This window comes from Chitinophaga sp. MM2321 (genome assembly GCF_964033635.1).
Taxonomy (GTDB): Bacteria; Bacteroidota; Bacteroidia; order Chitinophagales; family Chitinophagaceae; genus Chitinophaga.
Genome location: NZ_OZ035533.1, coordinates 3,841,462 through 3,861,525, shown reverse-complemented (window position 1 = coordinate 3,861,525; position 20,064 = coordinate 3,841,462). Strand labels below are relative to the sequence as shown.

At 48.6% G+C, this 20,064-nt stretch carries 8 protein-coding genes; 7 read left to right on the top strand and 1 reads right to left on the bottom strand.

Features of this window, described 5'->3' with window-relative positions:
* Positions 1–20: 20 nt before the first annotated feature.
* The gene (locus ABQ275_RS14935; protein ID WP_349313945.1) at positions 21–854 is read left to right on the top strand and encodes an amidohydrolase family protein; all 834 of its coding nucleotides are present in this window, start codon (positions 21–23) and stop codon (positions 852–854) included.
* 52 nt (positions 855–906) lie between these two features.
* On the opposite strand, the gene ABQ275_RS14930 is transcribed toward ABQ275_RS14935, so the two are convergent.
* Entirely contained in the window at positions 907–1,140 is a 234-nt protein-coding gene (locus ABQ275_RS14930) for a hypothetical protein (protein WP_349313944.1), read from the bottom strand.
* Positions 1,141–1,245: 105 nt separating this feature from the next.
* On the opposite strand from ABQ275_RS14930, the gene ABQ275_RS14925 reads away from it, so the two are divergent.
* From ABQ275_RS14925 to ABQ275_RS14900, 6 genes are all read left to right on the top strand, one after another.
* Positions 1,246–3,120 (top strand): M1 family metallopeptidase, encoded by a 1,875-nt coding sequence (locus ABQ275_RS14925; protein WP_349313943.1) that lies wholly within the window; start codon positions 1,246–1,248, stop codon positions 3,118–3,120.
* 433 nt (positions 3,121–3,553) lie between these two features.
* Entirely contained in the window at positions 3,554–5,617 is a 2,064-nt protein-coding gene (locus ABQ275_RS14920) for a S8 family serine peptidase (protein WP_349313942.1), read from the top strand.
* A 14-nt stretch (positions 5,618–5,631) separates the two neighbouring features.
* Positions 5,632–9,054 (top strand): DUF6603 domain-containing protein, encoded by a 3,423-nt coding sequence (locus ABQ275_RS14915; RefSeq protein WP_349313941.1) that lies wholly within the window; start codon positions 5,632–5,634, stop codon positions 9,052–9,054.
* Positions 9,051–12,404, top strand: coding sequence for a hypothetical protein (locus ABQ275_RS14910; protein ID WP_349313940.1), 3,354 nt, complete (start codon positions 9,051–9,053; stop codon positions 12,402–12,404). The genes ABQ275_RS14915 and ABQ275_RS14910 overlap by 4 nt, the downstream gene beginning before the upstream one ends.
* Before the next feature lie 20 nt (positions 12,405–12,424).
* On the top strand, positions 12,425–17,989 hold the full coding sequence (locus ABQ275_RS14905; protein WP_349313939.1) for a hypothetical protein: 5,565 nt from the start codon (positions 12,425–12,427) through the stop codon (positions 17,987–17,989).
* 3 nt (positions 17,990–17,992) lie between these two features.
* Positions 17,993–19,870, top strand: a complete 1,878-nt coding sequence (locus tag ABQ275_RS14900; RefSeq protein ID WP_349313938.1) for a hypothetical protein — start codon at positions 17,993–17,995, stop codon at positions 19,868–19,870.
* Positions 19,871–20,064: the final 194 nt, after the last annotated feature.

The following is a 20,064-nucleotide window of genomic DNA, read 5'->3' as shown; positions in this document are numbered from 1 at the left end:
CGTTATTTAATTTTATTGTCATGATGAAAATAGATAGTCACCAGCATTTCTGGAAATATCATCCGGTGAAAGATGCCTGGATTACAGATAATATGTCGGTGATCAAAAATGATTTTTCACCGGAAGATGTGCAGCCGCTATTAATACAAAACGGGATAGGTGCCTGCGTTGCGGTGCAGGCAGATCAAAGTGAGCAGGAAACCCATTATTTACTGGAACTGGCCGCACAATATGATTTTATTCACGGGGTAGTGGGATGGGTTGATTTCTGCGCGGAAAATATAGCGGAGCGTTTGCAATATTTTTCACAGTTCAAAAAGTTGAAAGGATTCCGTCATATAGTACAGGCCGAACCAGCGGATAATTTTTTGTTGAGAGATGATTTTTGTCACGGGATCTCCCTGTTGGCAAAATATAATTTCACCTACGATATCCTGATCTATCCAAAACACCTGCAATATGCAGAAGCCTTTGTAAAAAGATTTCCGGGGCAGCGGTTTGTGATCGATCATTTAGCAAAACCGCTCATCAAAGATCAGCTGATAGGAGCGTGGGAAACTGATCTGCGGGCATTTGCAAAATATGATAATGTGAGTTGCAAAATGGCCGGATTGGTAACAGAAGCAGATTGGCAGCATTGGCAATTATCTGACTTTACAGCATATGTGAATATTGTGCTGGATATCTTTGGGGCCGACCGTGTTATGTTTGGAAGTGACTGGCCGGTATGCCTGGTAGGGGCATCCTATGCGCAGGTGGTGGAAATATTGGAGCAGTGTACATCGCACCTACCTGTTGCAGACAAAGAAAAATTGTGGGGATCAAACTGCGCACGTTTTTACAACCTGTCTTAAAAGTGAACAGGGCCGGCCATTAAGCCAGCCCTGTTTGATATCTCCCTTTCTGCTAATTATCCAACGGCGACTCTTTATCAAGCACCATTTCTATGGCCACACCCAAGGCCGCTGTTTCGGCGGTTTCGTTATCGCTCCCCTTTTCAAACCAGTGATCGGCTCCTTCATTATCTTCTCTCAGTTCCAGCTCTATATTCCTGTCAGGCAGCCGTACCAGGAAGGAATCAGGCCCTTGCGGGGTAACCGTAATCTGACGGTTGTTGTAGTTGATATGGAAGTCATGCATGATACAGTTTTATAGGAAATGCTACAATCATTATGCCTGTAATAGCTAAGTGAGCAGTACAAAAAGGATATTTTCCCTACTTTTATCGCGGTTAATAAAAATATCATGAGGAACTTTTTTTACTGTCTGATCCTGTTTTGTCTGGTTACCGGAACAACCGCGGCCCAGCAATTGTACATGCCCCGCAATATTGTGCAGGCATACGACAAAGCAACGCGCGACAAAAACGGGATGCCTGGGAAAAATTATTGGCAGAACAAAGGACGTTATGATATACAAATCACTGCTAACCCGCCTTCCAGGAGGATCGATGGCGTGGAATCAATTACTTATACCAACAATAGCCCCGATGTGCTGCGGAATATCATTCTCAGGCTGATCTGCAACGTGCATAAACCACAGTCGCCCCGTTCCGGTTATATGAGCAAAGATTTTCTGACAGATGGGGTAACGATCGATACCCTGCTCATCAATGGGAAAACAGTAGCCTTTGATAACAACACCGGCACCGTAGCCAATATAAAACTGCCGGAACCATTGTTGTCTAAAGACAGTATGCAGCTACAGATCAGCTGGCATTATGATATGTCTGTACTCAGCGGAAGGGAAGGGATGATCGACAGCACTACCTTTTTCCTGGCGTATTGTTATCCGCGTATATCTGTGTATGATGATTACAATGGCTGGGATGAAATTGAACATACCGGCAGGGTGGAATTTTACAGTGACTTTAATGACTATACCGTCGCGGTGAAAGTACCAAAGAATTATGTGGTGTGGGGAACCGGCACTTTATTAAACGCTGCAGCAGTATTGCAGCCTTCCATTGCTGCCCGCCTGAAAAATTCTTATACAGCAGATACACTTGTGCATATTGCTACAAAAGAAGAGATGCAGCAACAGAAAGTTACAAAGCAACAGGAATGGAATACCTGGAAGTTTGCAGCTACACATATTGCAGATGTGACCTACGGGCTGAGTGATCATTATGTATGGGACGCTTCCAGCGTGATGGTAGACAGCACCACCAGTCGCAGGGCCAGTGTACAGGCTGCCTATAATGATACGGCGGTCGACTTTCATCATTCCGTGGATTTTTCAAGAAATGCGTTGAACTGGTTTTCCCTCCAATGGCCGGGGGTAGCATATCCTTTTCCGGTAATGACCGCCTTTCAGGGTTATGCGGATATGGAATTTCCAATGATGGTGAACGATGGAACGGTAGGAGATGACCTGAGTTTTGCGCAGCTGTTGCAGGATCATGAAATAGCACATACTTATTTTCCTTTTTATATGGGTACCAACGAAAGCCGTTATGCTTTTATGGATGAAGGCTGGGCTACCACTTTTGAATACCTGGTGGGTATTGCCGAAAAAGGGAAAGCAGCCGCAGATACCTTTTATCAGCAATTCCGGGTGAACAAGTATATCAATGACCCTTCCGCAGAAGAGGACCAGCCTATCATCAGCATGTCCAACCAGGTGAGTGGCATGGGCTACAGTTCCAACGCCTATGGCAAACCTTCATTGGCTTATCTTGGGTTGAAAGACTTGCTGGGTGATGCGCTTTTCAGAAAATGCCTGCATGTATATATGAACAACTGGCATGGCAAACATCCTATCCCCTGGGACTTTTTCTATTCCTTTAATACCGCTGCGAAACAAAACCTGGATTGGTACTGGAATAACTGGTTCTTCAGCAATTATTATATAGATCTGGCGCTGGTAAATGTGCAACTCAAAGGCAGCAAAGCACAGATAGTAGTGAAAAACACAGGCGGTTTCGCCATTCCTTTTGATGTGGTGCTCACTTATACGGATAGTACAAGGGAAAGTGTACATCATACGCCTGCTGTGTGGAAAAATAATGCGCGGCAGGTGACGCTTACCGTGCCCGTATCCCGGCAGGTAGCCACTATTAAGCTGGATGGCAACCTGTATATGGATGCTACGCCGCTCAATAATATATGGAAGAAATAAGTACCATGAAAACGGACGTACTTTGTTATCAAACAAAATATTTTAAAGCTGTTGATAATCTCAGATAATTAAATTAATTTACTTCCAGTTAGTGTGAAGTAACCTCAATTAAAAGCAAGAAGCACAAACTGAATTTTCCGAAATATCGATCCTGTATTTTTATTTTATTGACACCCCAGAAGTTGTGATGTGCCGGTATTCCGGTAGGTCGCAGGTAATACGAATCAGCATTTTTACCCCAAAACCATTTATAAAAATAATATCACACAAATGATCCGGCTATGTAACATAGTGTAAGGTTTTTGCTGTTACCGGCAAGACCACTATTTTTTTTGGAAAGCTGATACATGCATGCAACCATGCATAGGCGCGGTATTGCCGGATGGTATGTTACCGGTGGAATCTTTTATTCTCTTTACGAAGTAAAAAATAAATGATGGAGCCTATCTGGTCAAAGTTCGATAATGAACTAACCGCTATTTACAGTAACTATCTGCATCTTAAAGAAACCGGCCGTGTGCCCGGTCAATGGATACATCCTGTTTTACGACAGGGTGCAACCGATATTTTCCTTACCCTCCAATACACCGGAGACCTGGATGCTATAGCAGCAGCGGGTTTTAGCATACGGTCAAGAGAAGGAGCCGGCGTAGCAAACGGCATGGTGCGTTTTGACCAGTTGCCGGATCTGTCCAATCATCCGGATGTAGTGAAACTGGTATATGGTACCCGGAAAAAATCAAGTATTGATACCAGTGTACTGGAGATTATGGCAAGAGGCACTACCGCCGGCACCGATTGTGTGTGGTCTGTTGTGCAGGCTACCGGCGTGTATGCAGGGATGACAGGAGATGGCGTGATAGTAGGGATTATTGATACCGGTATCGATATCCGGCATGAAGCCTTCCTGAAAGAGAACTCCAGTCAAACACGGATACTGCGCATCTGGGATCAGGGGATGACACCTATTGCAGGAGAGCATTCCCCGGCTGCGGCGTTGCTGACGCCTCCCGGCGCTACTACTTACGGCGTGGAATACGATGATGCTGCCATCAATCATGCACTTTCTTCGCCCTCATTTTCACATACCGTGCGTACCCGTGACTGTGCAGGCCATGGCACACATGTGGCCGGCATCGCTGCCGGTAATGGCAAACAAAAACAAAATCATTCCAGTCCGCGCTTTGAGTTTTCCGGCGTGGCGCCAAAGGCTTCCCTGGTGGTTGTAAAACTTTTGTCGCCGGAGGTGGAACCAGCCGGAACCAACTGGTTGCAACGCTTTAAAGATGCGATCTCTTATGTACTGAATGTAGCGGGTGACAAACCGGTTGTTATTAACTGTAGTTTCGGCAGTGATACAGGTCCGCATGACGGCCTCGTGGATGATGGAACTGCTATCGGTGAAGAGTCTTTCCTGGAAAATACTTTTGCCGCTGCCACCGGAAAAATTGCTGTGTTCTCTGCGGGCAACAGTTCCTTTGGCCGGCAGCATGCCATCATTACAATGCCAGCCGGTGGTACCATAGATGTGCCTTTTGAATTCTATGACAACCGCACGGTACGACAGGTGTATGATACCTGTACAATGGTCAGCAATACAGAAGATGAAGACCTTAATTTCTGGTACCGCGATACGGTGGCAGGATTAAAAGTTGCCCTCAAAGTACCGGGTGCAGCGGCTTTCAAGCCATCGCCGGGAGCAGCGTTGAATGCAGCGGCTTTTACACAGACATACGATACCAATAAAACTTTCACCATCAAACATTCGCCTACGAATGTATTGCGTAATGGCAGCCCGCTGGAACGCAGACATATCAATATAAACATTACCCCGCATGCTGATATGCACCGCACCGGCGTCTACACTGTACGCCTTACAGGTCCCGCCGGCGCAGAGATCCATGTATGGTGCGGGCAGGGCGATGGTTTTGGATTTCAGCTGGACCCTTCTATTACCACGGCAGCGCCTATAAATGTGACGGACCTGAATACGGTAGGCTCTCCGGGTGGTACCCCCAGCGTGATCACGGTGGCAGCCTATGATGATAACAACGATCACATGGCCTGCTTTTCTTCTCATGGTCCCCTGGTAGATTATTCCGGCGCCGGCGTATTGGCTGCCAAACCCGATCTGGCTGCACCTGGTTTCCAGATCTTTTCTGCGGCCAGTTACAACATAGCACCGGAGCCAATGGCTACCGCTTCTTTTGTTACCCGTAAAAACGGAGGTGGTTATGTTGCTATGAGTGGTACCAGCATGGCATCCCCGCATATTGCCGGCGTAGTAGCACTCATGTTGCAGAAAAAACCACATCAGACAGTAGCCGATATAAAACTGGCACTACGTAATACGATACGTACCCGGCCGATGGAATTTCCTTTAACAGAAACCTGTCCGCCGTCGAATCCTTTAACACCTACCTCCGTAGCGCCTGTGGAAGAAGGCGGCGCCGGTAAGGTAAATGCCAAGGAAGCCTGGAAGATTATTGTACCCTAAGAAAGTATTCAACTATGGCCGGAAAAGATACCATTGTACGCATCGCTACTTCGTTAGCCAAAACACTGGGCAACAGCGCAGGTTTCTTTGCTGATTTCAGTACGGAATCATTGGGCCTCCAATTGCCCGAAGCAGTGTTGCAAACACCCGCTGTAACCAATGCCTTGAAACAGGGCACCTTCGCCGGTAATGCCCTCACAGCAGCGGCTACCGCACTCGAAGACGCCGTCACCGCCAATGATACAGCTGCCATCATTCAGAAAGTTTTTGAATCCGGCCAGCAACTGGTCGCTTTCTTTTCGGCGGTGAGCAGCCTGGTAACGGCCGTTGCAAGCAGTATCAGCGCGGCTACCATTCCCGATAACAACGACCGCGCGGCGGCTACTGCGCTGGTGGGTGTGCTGGCAAAAAAGATTACTGATGGTGTGATCATCTCCGCCATCGAACATAAAATTCCCCAGGTGATGTTCCTGCTCAAAACACTGGGACTGGCCGACTGGCAGTTTGTTCCGGAAGATAGCAGCAACACACTGAGCAGGGGATTTGTAAAAAAAGCATTGTACCTCGAAAGGATCAAAGGCTTTATCAACGATCCCGCCAAACACTTCAGGGATCAGGTGAAGTGGGGGGATCCGGCTTTTGATCCTACTACCAGTTTTAAAATATTGTCGGAGTTTTTTCACAAGGAATCCGGTGTACAACTCGGCGTGGTTGACGGCGATCCTTATTTTCAATATGCTAATTTCCGGGTAAGGCGTATCTCCACCGTAAATCCCCCGGGACTTCAGTTTGAATTCAAAGCATCTTTTGAAGAGGCTACTGTTAACCGGGTAGAGTTCAACGATAAATGGGGCGCCGGTTTCGAAGCCCGCTTCGCCCTTGAAGGCAAAGTAGGGTTGCAGGTATTGCCACCATTGAGCTTTAAGCTGCAACCACCGGGCGGACAGATTTCCGGTGATGTACGTGCATTTGTGGATCGTAATCCTGCCGCACAACCTTTCGATATCATCGGGAATAACGGGTTGATAAACCTCTCTGCCAACAATGTGTCTGCTGGTGTAGGACTCTCTGCCAGCTGGGATGTAGCCAACAATGTAGCCCTGATCGATCCGCTTTTTTTTGCAGACATCTCCGGCGCTACGTTGCGCATTGGCTCCTCAGACGGAGATGGTTTTATAGCGAAGTTATTATCCAATGCAGATATAGAAGGCAACTTCGATCTTGGCCTGGAATGGCTGGCCAGCAAGGGATTGCGCATCAAGGCCAGCGGTGGCATCGAAATAGCTTTACCTATCCACCGGCAGCTGGGCCCACTGGAAATAAATGCCATCTACCTGGCTTTAAAGATCCTCAGCACCGGCACATTGTCGCTCGAAGCTTCAGCAGGATTGAAGGTCATGCTGGGGCCTTTGGCTGCTTCGGTAGACCGTATAGGCGCCAAGATAGATTTCTCTTTCTCTGATAGCAACAGTTCAAAATACGGCATGTTCGATGTGGCGGTAGGTTTCAAACCGCCTAATGGTGTGGGCTTGTCTGTAGACGCCGGCGTCGTGAAAGGCGGCGGCTACCTGTTCCTCGATTACGACAAAGGCGAATATGCCGGCGCACTGGAACTTACTTTCAGCGAAGTGATCTCCTTAAAAGCGATCGGTATCATCACCACAAAAATGCCGGATGGCTCCAGCGGATTCTCGTTGCTCATCATCATCACCGCCGAATTCGGCACCGGTATACAACTGGGCTTCGGCTTTGTATTACTGGGTGTAGGCGGGCTGCTGGGAGTGAATCGCAGAATGAACCTGCAACCCCTGGCGGAAGGCGTGCGCAGCGGCGCCGTTAATGGTATCATGTTCCCTACAGACATCGTGCAGAATGCACCGCGCATCATCAGTGATCTGCGTACTTTCTTCCCGGTAGAAGAAGGTAAATTCCTGATAGGCCCCATGGCCAAACTGGGTTGGGGAACACCGGCGCTGATCACGGTATCGCTGGGCATCATCATAGAAATACCCGGTAACATCGCTATCCTGGGCGTTTTAAAAGTAGCCCTGCCTACAGAAGAAGCAGCCATACTGGTGTTACAAATCAATTTCATCGGCGCCATAGAATTCGATAAGAGCAGGTTGTGGTTCTTCGCCAGTCTGTACGATTCCCGCATCCTCTTTATCACCATCGATGGTGAAATGGGCCTGCTGGTAGCCTGGGGCAGCGATGGCAATTTCGTAGTAAGCGTGGGTGGATTCCACCCGGCCTTCAACCCGCCACCACTGCCATTCCCCGCACCGGTAAGGGTATCGCTCAACATCCTCAACGAATCGTGGGGACGTATCCGTGTGATGGGATATTTCGCGGTTACTTCCAACACCGTGCAGTTTGGCGCGCGTGCAGAACTGTACTTCGGATTCAGCGCACTGAATGTAGACGGACATATCGCTTTCGATGCATTATTCCAGTTCTCTCCATTTTATTTTATACTGGAACTCTCTGCCTCCCTTTCCGTGAAAGTCTTTGGCATAGGACTGTTCAGCGTACGTGTACAAATGTCGCTGGAAGGACCTACACCTTACAGGGCTAAAGGCACCGGCTCTATATCACTGCTGTTCTTTGATATTGATGTAGACTTTGACTTTACCTGGGGCGATGCACAGGATACCACCTTGCCGCCGGTAGAAGTCATGCCGTTGCTGAAAGCAGAATTTGAGAAGTTGGAAAACTGGAAGGCCCAGCTGCCCGCTGGTAATAACATCCTCGTATCACTGCGTAAAATAGATGCAGCAGCCGAACTGGTACTGCATCCCGTAGGTACGCTCCGCGTTAGTCAGCGGTACGTACCACTCGGGCTTACACTTAACAAAGTAGGCTCGCAAAAACCCAGTGATGTTAAGCTGTTCACGATTACCACGGGCGGTGGCGGCCTTGATAAAAAAGGCGATGTAACAGAATCCTTTGCCATGGCACAGTTCCAGGATATGGACAATGCCACCAAGCTGTCAAGACCTTCCTTTGAAAAAGAAACCGGCGGGCTGGAACTCTCTGCTGCCGGCGGTTTGGTGACTACAGGTAAAGCCGTGAAGCGCATCGTAAGGTATGAACTGATTGTGATCGATACAAATTATAAACGCTTTGTACGTCACTTCTTCAACTTCTTCAGCGGTATCCTGTTCAATCATTTCCTGAAAGGAAATGCCGTAGCAAAATCCGCTTTGTCGAAGAAGAATATTAAACAGTACCAACCTTTCGATGATAAAGTACAGGTAGTGCAGGGCGCTTACGCCGTAGCCAATGTAATGAACAACAAGGCATACAATGCAGGGGCCGCCGCCTTTGCCAGTGAAGCGCAGGCCAGGGAATTTATGCAGCAACAACTATTAACAGATCCTAACCTGGGAGATGCATTGCACGTTATTCCACAAAACGAATTAAATACCGCAGCATGAGCGACACCATAGCCACATATACTTTTCTGCCCTGGTTACGACAGGGGATCGCCAACAAGATCACTTCCGGCGATATGGACCCCGCTGTAAAGGTGCGTGCCAGCATTAATGTGGCACTCACCATCAATGGTGATGGTATAGACGGCAGTACCGTTACCAAACCCGTATCCAAAGATGTACAGCTGTATGGCCCGGCTGATATTATCGGCGTTGATCCGCGCGCTATCGTGAAAAATGAACCACATAACTGGATCACTAATTTTGAGCCTAACTACCTCCCTTATATAGAATTTTATGATGAAGATTTCCCGTGGAGATATACACCGGCTGCGCCGGATACCGCACGTGACCGGCTGCGCCCATGGCTGGCATTGGTGATATTGAAAGAAGGTGATTTTGAAGAAGGAAAAAATATACAGGATAAACCGCTTTCTTTTATTACGGTAGATAATGCAGCCACAAAATTTCCACCGGCAGAACAATCGTGGGCCTGGGCGCATGTGCACGTGAGCGACAGCCTGATGAACAAGATTGCCGCCACGCCGGCAGACAAAGATGCGGTGATCTCCGCCTTCACCCAAAAAGTAGGTAGTAATCCGGACATTGCCAGCAGCCGTTTGCTTTGTCCTATGAAACTGGAAGAGAATACCGCCTATCATGCATTTCTGGTGCCTGCCTTTGAAACTGGCCGCCTGGCGGGTTTGGGCCGGAGCATGAAACCGGAGGACCTGCCTGCGGCTATCCATGCTACGCTTTCTGCATGGGCAGATTACAGCGGCCGTGAAGACACTGCGAGCTTCCCGTATTACCACCGCTGGTATTTCAGAACAGGCACCGTAGGCGATTTTGAATACCTCGTAAGGTTGCTACAGCCCAGACCTGTAGACAAAAAAGTAGGCCGGAAAGACATGGATGTACAATACCCCGGCAGCAACCTGCACGGCATCGATCTGCCGGAGCTGGGTGGCATCCTGAAGCTGGGCGGCGCTTTACAGGTACCTTTTGACACCATGACCCAACCCGATAAAGATGAAGTGACGAAATATGAGGAATGGGATCAGCATCCATATCCAGCCCAATTCCAGAAAGACCTCGCAGCTTTCATCAACCTGGCAGATGATTATGGTGAGAAAACAGCCCCCGATGCCAACAATGCTACTTCACTGGACCCCGACATTAAATCGGATTGCGATCCCCTGATCACTGCGCCGCTATATGGCCGCTGGCATGCTTTGGTGAGCCGCCTGCTCAAGAACAGGGATGGCACAGATATTACCCCCAATGCCAACTGGGTGCATGAACTCAACCTCGATCCGCGTTTCCGCGTAGCCGCAGGTTTTGGCACCCGGGTAATCCAGGATAACCAGGAAGACTATATGAGTGCTGCCTGGAAACAAATTGGCGATGTGCTGGAAGCCAACCGGAAAATGCGGCTGGCGCAACTGGCAAAAGCAGCCTCCTGGAGCTGGTATAAAAATCAGATAGACCCGTTGGTGAAAACCAGTTCAGATAAAGCTTTGCAGTTGCTGGCGCCCATGCAGAAAAGAGTGCTGAGCAGCAACATGACCGTATATTACCAGGTCAGTAAAAGTCGTATAACCACTTCCGTTACCTCTTCACCGATGCGTAAAATAATGCGCCCCGGCGGAAGGGTGATGAAAACACTGACCTTCACCAGCGACATAAAGGCAACCAACCTGCTTGCAAGGATCAATGATGCGCAGGTACTGATAGCGCCGCCAAAAGTGATCCCGGCAACATTGCCTACCATGGAGCAGTTGGGACAGTCGCTCTTACCAAAAAATGTACCGCCGTTTCTGCTGGATCTCCTGAAAAAATCACCATGGATAAAACTAGGGGCCTTATTACTGGCGCTGCTCCTGGTGCTGCTGATCTTCCTGTTGCCATCATTGCTGTCCGGCTTCCTGGGATTGATCGCCGCACTACTGATCGCTTTTTATGTGATGGCAACCAAATGGGAAAAGCAGCTGAAAGCAGCGGATGCATTGACCGAAGAAAACCAGACACCCGCGTCTGTGGATGCGTTGCCAACAAGTCCTGACTTTGTACTGAGCAACCCCGGCGATAACTTTACACCCGGCAAAGGATCCACCGACAGCAAAGAAGGTATACAGTATAAAGCTGCACTGAAAGACTCTTTGAATATGCTGGCCGTGACCCGTAACAGCGGCAAAGTGGTGGAAAGAACAAGGCTGGACCTGCCCGCCATCGTGGATGTAACCTTTACTGCCATTGATCCGGTATTGACAATTCCCCGTTTAATATACAGCAGCCTGCTGATACCTGAACGTATCCGCATCAAGCTGGCAGAAGAATTTACCGAAGTATGGGCCTATCCCGAACTGGATATCCCCATGTATAAACCCCTGGTGAAAATATCTTCAGAAATGTTTCTGCCAAACATCAATTTCATCAGTGAAAATACAATCTCCCTGCTGGAGACAAATCAGAAATTCATTGAGTCATATATGGTAGGACTGAACCATGAATTTGCAAGGGAACTGTTCTGGCGCGAATACCTCACAGACCAGCGTGGTAGCTACTTCCGCCAGTTCTGGGATGTGAGCAGTTTCTTTGATGGCACCGTAACCGATGAAGCGGCGCTGAAAGAACGGCTGCGGGATATTCCACCACTGCATAAATGGTCCAAATTTTCTGAACTGGGCGACCATGATAACAGGGAAGCATATGGCGACAAGGAAGAAGAGCTGGTACTCGTAATCCGTGGAGAGCTGCTAAAAAAATATCCCAATGCAGTGATCTATGCACACCAGGCCCAGTGGCAACTGAAAGAGGATGGTACCATCAATAACCAGGTAGAACGGGAACTGGTAACACTCACCGCTGCGGAAGAAGATAAGCCGCCGCGCACAAAAATTAAAACACCGCTGTACGAAGCAAAAGTAGACCCCGATATTTATTTCTTCGGATTTGATCTTACCGCATTGAAAGCAAAAGGTGGTACCGGCGAAACACAGGCTGACCTGAATAATGCAGGATGGTTTTTCTGCATCAAGGAACGTCCGGGTGAGCCCCGTTTTGGATTGGATATCGATAAGGATACAACCCCTAATGTGTGGAATGACCTGTCTTGGCAGGATATCCTGCCGGGCGCACCCGCAGGCGCTTTCATGCAGATCACTGATGCTACGCCGACCATTACTTTAAGTCCGCTGGATGTATCGGATAATGAAAAAACAGAACAGCGTGCAGACGATAATTTTGTTTCCTGGAATAAGGATATGAACGCAGCAGAAGTGGCCTACATTCTCTATCAGGCGCCTGTGCTGGTAGCAGTGCATGCTTCGGAAATGCTCCCAAAACCTTAATGCAATAATTCTTTAAGATCATGGCTGAATTTAATGATATAAGACAACAACTCGCTGACGCCCGTAACGGGAAGGCACAAACGCAGCAGTTACTTGTTACCGCCAAAGAACGGTTAAGCAAAATAAACAGGGAGAAGGAATTGCTGCTGAGAAGTTATGATCCGCATAACCAGCAGCAGGTAGCCAGACTGGAAGTGCTGACAGGAATGGAAAAAACCACCTCGGCAACGGTGAGTAGTCTTAAAGAACAGCTCTCTTCCGCTACAGCATTGGAGCTGGGCGCCCGCCAGCAATTTACTGTTTTTACGGGCCCGCAGGAAAACATTGGCCGGTTGGATGATGCTTATCCTTTTTTATTGCTGCCAGTACGCATAGAAACCAGGTTTAAAAAAATCGCAAAAGATAATACAGTAGCTGATCAACTCTGGATCAGGATCTTCCCGGACGATTGCGCCGTAGACACTTTTGAAAAATTGTTATCTGAAACAGAAGTGAAAAACGCTGCCTTCTACTGGGCTAAATTATGGGAAGCCGGTGGCGTGGACGCAGATGAACGCGGCGCCTGGAGAACACTGGTATCCAGCCATGGGTCTGGTCGCGCGGCTTACATCATCAGCCAATATATACCGGTAAATGCAGGCGATAAACCTGTTAAAGCCGATCCAAAAGATATACTACTGGTCATCAGTACCACCACTTTGCCCGATGCTGCCGGACAAACAGCATGGAGTATTTACTGGACCGCCTTGCTGAAATCTGCCGGTAACAAGGCGGAGGAAACAGCAGCTTATACAGCACTGGTAGGTGTAGTGGGTGAGGCCAATGCGCAAACCGGCCAGAAAGCTTTGCTGCCGATGGATTTTGCTGCTTTGTCCCAGCAATACCGCAAAGATGAAACCGTGCAAACAAAGGTTGTTTTCCTGCAACTGCCGGCAGCAGATACAACAGATACAAAGTTGCAATCGTGGTCGCAGGCGCCGCATGTGAATGTGATGCCCGATTGTTTTGTGGTGATAGGTTATAACAATGGCAATAAAATATTTGAACAGACAGGCGTTCCGGTTCCTTCTCCGCTCATCGTAGGACCTGATCCCAATACTGCACCGGGTGACCAGTTTGCACAGGATGCCAACGGTGACCTGGTTATAGGAGAAGATATACGTTGGATGGTAGATTTTGAAGATGCCTGTAACAAAGGATTGGGCTTTAAAATAGACCTCACACCTATACAGGCCAGTGAAGGATTTGACCGGATACTTACCCTGGGTGTGCGCCTCAGTACCGACCAGGAAAAAGGAACCGCACTGCTCGAAGAACTGATAGATCATCATCGCCTGAGCCGCAAAGGATTTGCCCTGCTGAAACAAGGCACGCCTACCAACAACACCGATACCACTGGCGCTGGGTATGCCAGCCTGGATGATGCGGATGAAAGTTTTGATGAGATGAAGAAAGATAAACTGTTTGACATCGAATCAGACCCATTCCTTAAAAAGGATGGACAATGGCTGGCAGAAAGCCTGGGGATCAGTTATGATGCTTTGTATAAAGTAAAGAACAGCGGTTTTACTGACCAACTGGAAGGTAAAGCCATGAACGTGGCGCTTTGGCCGGCAACAATGGGCTACATGATGGAAACGCTCATGCAGCCGGTGTTCAGTGAAAGTGATATTGTGAGTACCCGCAATTTTTTCAACAATTTTGTATCCGGTCGCGGTACTATACCCGCTATCAAAATTGGTAAGCAACCTTACGGCATTCTGCCGGCTACCGTTTTCTCCGACCTGCCCTGGCTGGATCGCAGGAGTGTGCCGGGACTTACGGCTACGAATGGTCTTGCGGTCAACAGTAATTACATCTTCCGTTTATATACGCTTTTAAAGAAGATAGATACCGACTGGGCGCCACTGCTCGACAAGGTTTCTTACATCGGAAAAGGTGGCGATGCACATCAGTTGCTGTTGGATGCAGTTGGGCTGAATCCCGCTTCTGTAGAGTATTACCAGCGCAACGCTGAAAGTGTGGAAGAGTTATTCAACCGCCTTAACCTGATGGGATTCGGCGCCATCATCACCGGCATCCTGCTCGCAGCAGGGTATATGCAATCCGGTGTAGACCTGCTGAAACAATTGGGCTATAACGGACAGCAACAACCGGACATCCTCAACAAATTGTTCCTGCAAAGTCAGAACCTTCTGAAAGGCCCGGTGATCGACGACCGCCCGCTTTCTGAAAAAGAAATGATCCGTAAATATACGCCGGACCCCAATGGCATAAATTATATGCAATGGCTGATCAATGCCGCACAAACTTCTCACGATACACTGCGTAAGCAACAAGGATTTATCGATAATAAAATTCCCGCAGCATTACTGTACCATGTGCTGCATCATGCACTGGACCTGAGTTATGTGGAAGTAAGCCTGCTGTTGTTTCAACAGGCGGCGCTGCTCACACCCACAGAGGTAACACTGGCGAAGATGGAACCGGCTTTTCTGCATATCAGTCAGAAAGCTGCGAAAACAGAAAGCCGTTGGCAATATCTCTATAGCGCGGAAGCAAAAGTTACCGGTAACAGTGATCTGCTGGTAGGAGATTATATTCCGAAGATCATTAAAACAGAAGTAGCTACCCAATATCTCAACGAACAGCTGAAAAGCCTGGAACTGTTGAAAGATATACCTACTGCCCGGCTGGAAAGGGCTTTCGCAGAACATATCGATTGCTGTGGTTATCGCCTGGATGCATGGAAAGCCGGTATTCTCAACTACCAGTTATCTACCATGCGCAACAGCCGGACTGATAACGGGGAACAGGGCTACCGGAAGGGGATCTACATCGGCGCCTACGGCTGGCTGGAAGATGTACGCTCCGAAAATAAAGAGCTCACCGCCGTACAATTTGATGATCCGGAGTTACAGGATATCTTCATAAAAGATCAAACCACCCCTTTGGTAAAAGACAATACCAACGGTGGCTATATCATGGCGCCTTCCCTGAATCATGCTGTTACCGCAGCCGTTTTGCGTAATGGATACATGACCAACGATAACCCCGATGCATTGCGGATCAATCTTTCTTCTGAAAGGGTACGCAAGGCGTTATCTGTAATAGAAGGCATGCGTGGCGGACAGCCGCTCAGTGCATTGCTGGGATATTACCTGGAACGTGGCCTGCATGAAAGTCATCCGGGCGTGGAACTGGATTATTTTATTTACCAGTTGCGGAAAGTATTTCCGCTGGCTGCCAACAAAAATAAGGATACGGTGGTAGACAGCACTACGGAAACACCTATTGACAGCGTGGAATCTATTGAAGCGAATAATGTGATAGATGGATTGGCGCTGATAGAACAGATCCGTAAAACAGGCAACAGCAGCTATCCTTTTGATAAGCCCTTGCCACCGGTAGATGACCCCGCACAGGCAACGGCTATCAATGAAGAAGTGCAAAAAATTCTGGACATCAATGATGCTATTGCCGATACCGCGCTGGCAGAAAGTGTACACCAGGTAGTGCAGGGAAACTATGACCGTGGCGCTGCTACCCTCGACACATACAGCAAAGGCAATTTCCCACCGTTACCGGATGTGATACAGACACCGCGCAGCGGCGTTCATCTCACCCATCGCGTGGGGCTGCATCTCGACACCGGCCTGAATCCCGCACTGGGCAACACACCGCGGGCAAAAGCAGAACCCGCAATTAATAAATGGCTCACCAGCCTGTTGCCACAGGTAAATAATATAGTCTGCACCGTTAGTTATGGTGTCATAACCGACGAAGAAGTGACTGCACAAACATTAGGACTGGAACCTATAGACCTGTTGTACCTGGTGAATACGGATAACGAACCCGCCATGACGGATCTCGACGACCGTATCAACAGGCTTGTGCTGGACAGGCCCACCGTAAGGCCCGATACGGCAGTAACTATCAATTACATGAAGCGTTTAGGCGGTAAGGTTAGTTTCTTCGAACTGGCGCCGCTGATGAACAGCCTGCGGAATATCCTGCTGCACTCAAGACCGCTCACCGCCAATGATATTGTGTTGTCCGGCAATGCACAACAGCAGGCAGACCAGGTTCAGTTCCTGGATATGGCCCGCATACAGTTGTCATACGACCGGCTGGAAAACCTCCGCGCAAATGAACTGACCACTTATAGCAGTGTTATTGACCCGCTGGTAGCCGATACAATGGCCAACCGCGCACAGATCCTGAACAACATTGACATCTATATGTCGGACCTGGTTAATATTTTATCGGCCGCAGGCCAATCTGGTTTACCACAAACGGGTTTCGGGTTTATATACGACCGTAAAAACCAACTGTTCACCACCTTGCTGAAAAAGCTGCAAGACCTGATCAAACGATGGGACGATAAGTTGATAGATTTTGATGATCTCATCACGGCATATGGCGCATTGCCGGGAACAGCTACCACCGATGAAAAATTTGATCTGCTGCTGAAAGCAAGAAGAGATATTACCGCCAACCCCGAAGTGTTGTTGCCGGCCAACCCCGATGATTTCAGGGATAGCCTGATGGGCGAACGCACACCTTTTAAAAATAAACGGGATGAATTCAATACGCTTTTTAATACCACAGAAAGATCGCTCTCCGCATTTTTAAACGCCATCAAAGCCAAGCTACCCGTTACTGCTTTTGACCTGGAGCCATTTGATGTAGAAGATGTAGCGCAGCAGATCATTACACTGGCTACGGAGCTGGCAGCAAAGGCCACCGGGCTGGCGGCCGATCTGAAAACACGGCTCACCGCCGCCGCTGCACTCATGACAGATGCCGCCGCCGCCACAGAAGGGAAGCCGCGTGTGGATCTGTTGTTACAGGCTGCAAAGCAATTGTTTCATGATGATTTTAAAATAGTCCCCGAATTTGCGGTACCCACAGATAAAGCCGATGAATGGGCCAATGCTTACAGCGCAAAAGATCAACTGCTGGATTACCTGGTGAATACAGAAAAAAAGGATTTTCCGGTGGACGAATGGTTATATGGTGTAGCCCGTGTACGGGAAAAAATGTATCACTGGGAAAATACCACCATCCTCGCAGAAGCCTTTGGCAGCGCAGAACCGGCCTTACAACCGCTGCAACTGCCATTCAATAATGTCGATAGCTGGTTGGCGCTGACTTATCCCCCTGATTACGTGATTGACAGTGACCGGTTGTTGTACACCGCACATTACACCGTGCCTTTTGATAAAACAAAACATCAGTGTGGTTTACTGTTGGACGAATGGACAGAAGTAATCCCTTCCCGCCAGGAAACGATTGGGGTTAGTTTTCATTACGACAGGCCAAATTCTGAACCACCGCAGGTGATGCTGCTGGCCATGCCGGCAGACTTCAAAGGCGCCTGGGAATGGCAGGAGTTGGTCAACACTTTGCATGAAACACTGGACATGGCGAAGAAGCGCGCGATAGAACCCACGCATATTGATAATACCAGTTATGCGCGGTTCCTGCCCGCCGTTGTTTCTTCTATGACAGTGTATCCGCTGACGCCATCGCTGAACTTTGCATTTAACAATAACATCCAGGAAATACTGAGCAAATCATAAGTTATGAACGAATATGTTGCTTTAGAAAATATAAAACAGGAGCTGACGCTGAGAACGCGTCCTGCCATTACTTTATGGAACAGGCTGGAAGCCAGGCCCCGTACAGATAATTTTGACCGCGCCCTGAAAGCGGAAGTGCGGGATGCACTCTGGATGCTCACCAAACAGTGGCAGATGGGAGAGTTTCGCGGCGATGATGCCGGCTCGCCGATCACGTCGAAGATCCACATGGGCGCTACCCGTCTTACTAAATATATGGCGGCAGATCATGCCGTACAGGTGTTTGATGATACCGTGCCGCTGGAAGCAAAAGCAGAACAACGCCCTATTCCCTTTATATCCGGCATACAGAAAATATCGCTTGATATACGATTGCTGATGGGTAGACAATGGCTGAAAATGGCTGCAGCAGTGGGTGATTTCAAAAATGATTATCTGACAATATATAAAATTAAGATCCCGGATACCGCTGATAAAAATGATGTGCTGATCACCGCACACCGGGAGGTATGGCAACAGGTGGCCGCCGCAGCGCAGCGATGTATGGACGGTTACGATTTGTATGCTTATCTTAAAGAACCTGGGGGGCATCATGCATACGATGGTATTGTCATGACATCTGCGCAGCAGGATGCTATCGATATTGTAGCAGCGAAGTTTATCGCCTGGTATGAAAAGTTATATTATCAGCCTGTTAACCCGGAGAACAATGCCTGGAAGCCCGACTTCCTGGAATATCAGTTTGGTTGTGCTGCGCCACTGGGCAGTGGTGAAAAGGTAATGACAGCAGATGAATATTGCCAGGGGCATCTGGATTGGTACAACCTGGATATAGATCCAACACGTACTACCCTGGGAGATACGGGCGTACCTGATCCTCCTGATACACAAAAGCCTTATACGCGTTCCTTTATACCGGTACCCGTTACTTTCGACGGGATGCCCAATACCCGCTGGTGGACTTTTGAAGATGGACGCACCAATTTCGGTAACATCAATCCTTCAACTACAGATCTCGGTAAGCTGTTACTGATGGAGTTCGGACTGGTATTTGCCAACGACTGGTTCCTGCTGCCATTCACCCTCGATGCCGGTAGTATTGCCACTGTAAAAGGGATGTCTGTGACCAACGTATTCGGTGAACGTTACTGGATTGAAGCCGCCGGGCAAGGTCTGGACGACGACTGGCGCAAGTGGAGCATGTTTACCCTGAACACAAAAGGCAACCAGGGCGAGCTCACAGACCCGACACTGCTGGTATTACCGGTTACGCCTAAAACGCTGGAAGGTAGGCCACTGGAGGAAATACACTTTATCCGCGATGAAATGGCGAATATGGTATGGGCTATCGAGTATACGGTACCGTTAGCAACAGGAACAGGCAAACGTGGCAGTGAAGCCGCGGATGAACTGAAGAAACGTTACCAGCAGTTGCTGGACAAAGATATTTTAGATGGCACCGTAGTCAGTCCGGCACCGGTTTATAAAGCGGATATCCGCTATGAAGTAATGAACAGTGTGCCTGAAAACTGGATTCCGTTTATCCCTGCACGTAAGGAGGGTAGTAACCGGTCCATCCGCCTGCAACGTGCGGCTATGCCCCGCATCCTGAATGGGGACCCTGATAAACCTGCAAAGATCCGCCCGCGTACGGTCTTGTTGCGCGAAGGGCTGGATATAGATGATTGTACGCCTTACTTCATCAATGAAGAAGAAGTACCCCGTGCCGGTACAAACGTATATCAATCTTATCAGCGTTCCCGCTGGTATAACGGTAGCGTATATACGTGGTTTGGTATCCGGAAACAAACTGGCAGGGGAGAAGGTCATAGTGGCCTTGCCTTTGACCAGACGGTTCCGGTAAAGAAAGCCACAGAATGATTATTCAATAACTGGTTTTAACTGCTATGGTTTGGCCCCTGCAGGACTTTAAATAGTACTGCAGGGGCCGCTGCTATGCCAGCTGCCAGCGTAATATACCTCACAAAAAACAGGTGCCTTTCGTTGCATGATACTTCGCACATCCGCTGAATGTTTCTCTTGAAACATCCCGATAAGTCACAATAAGCGTTCAA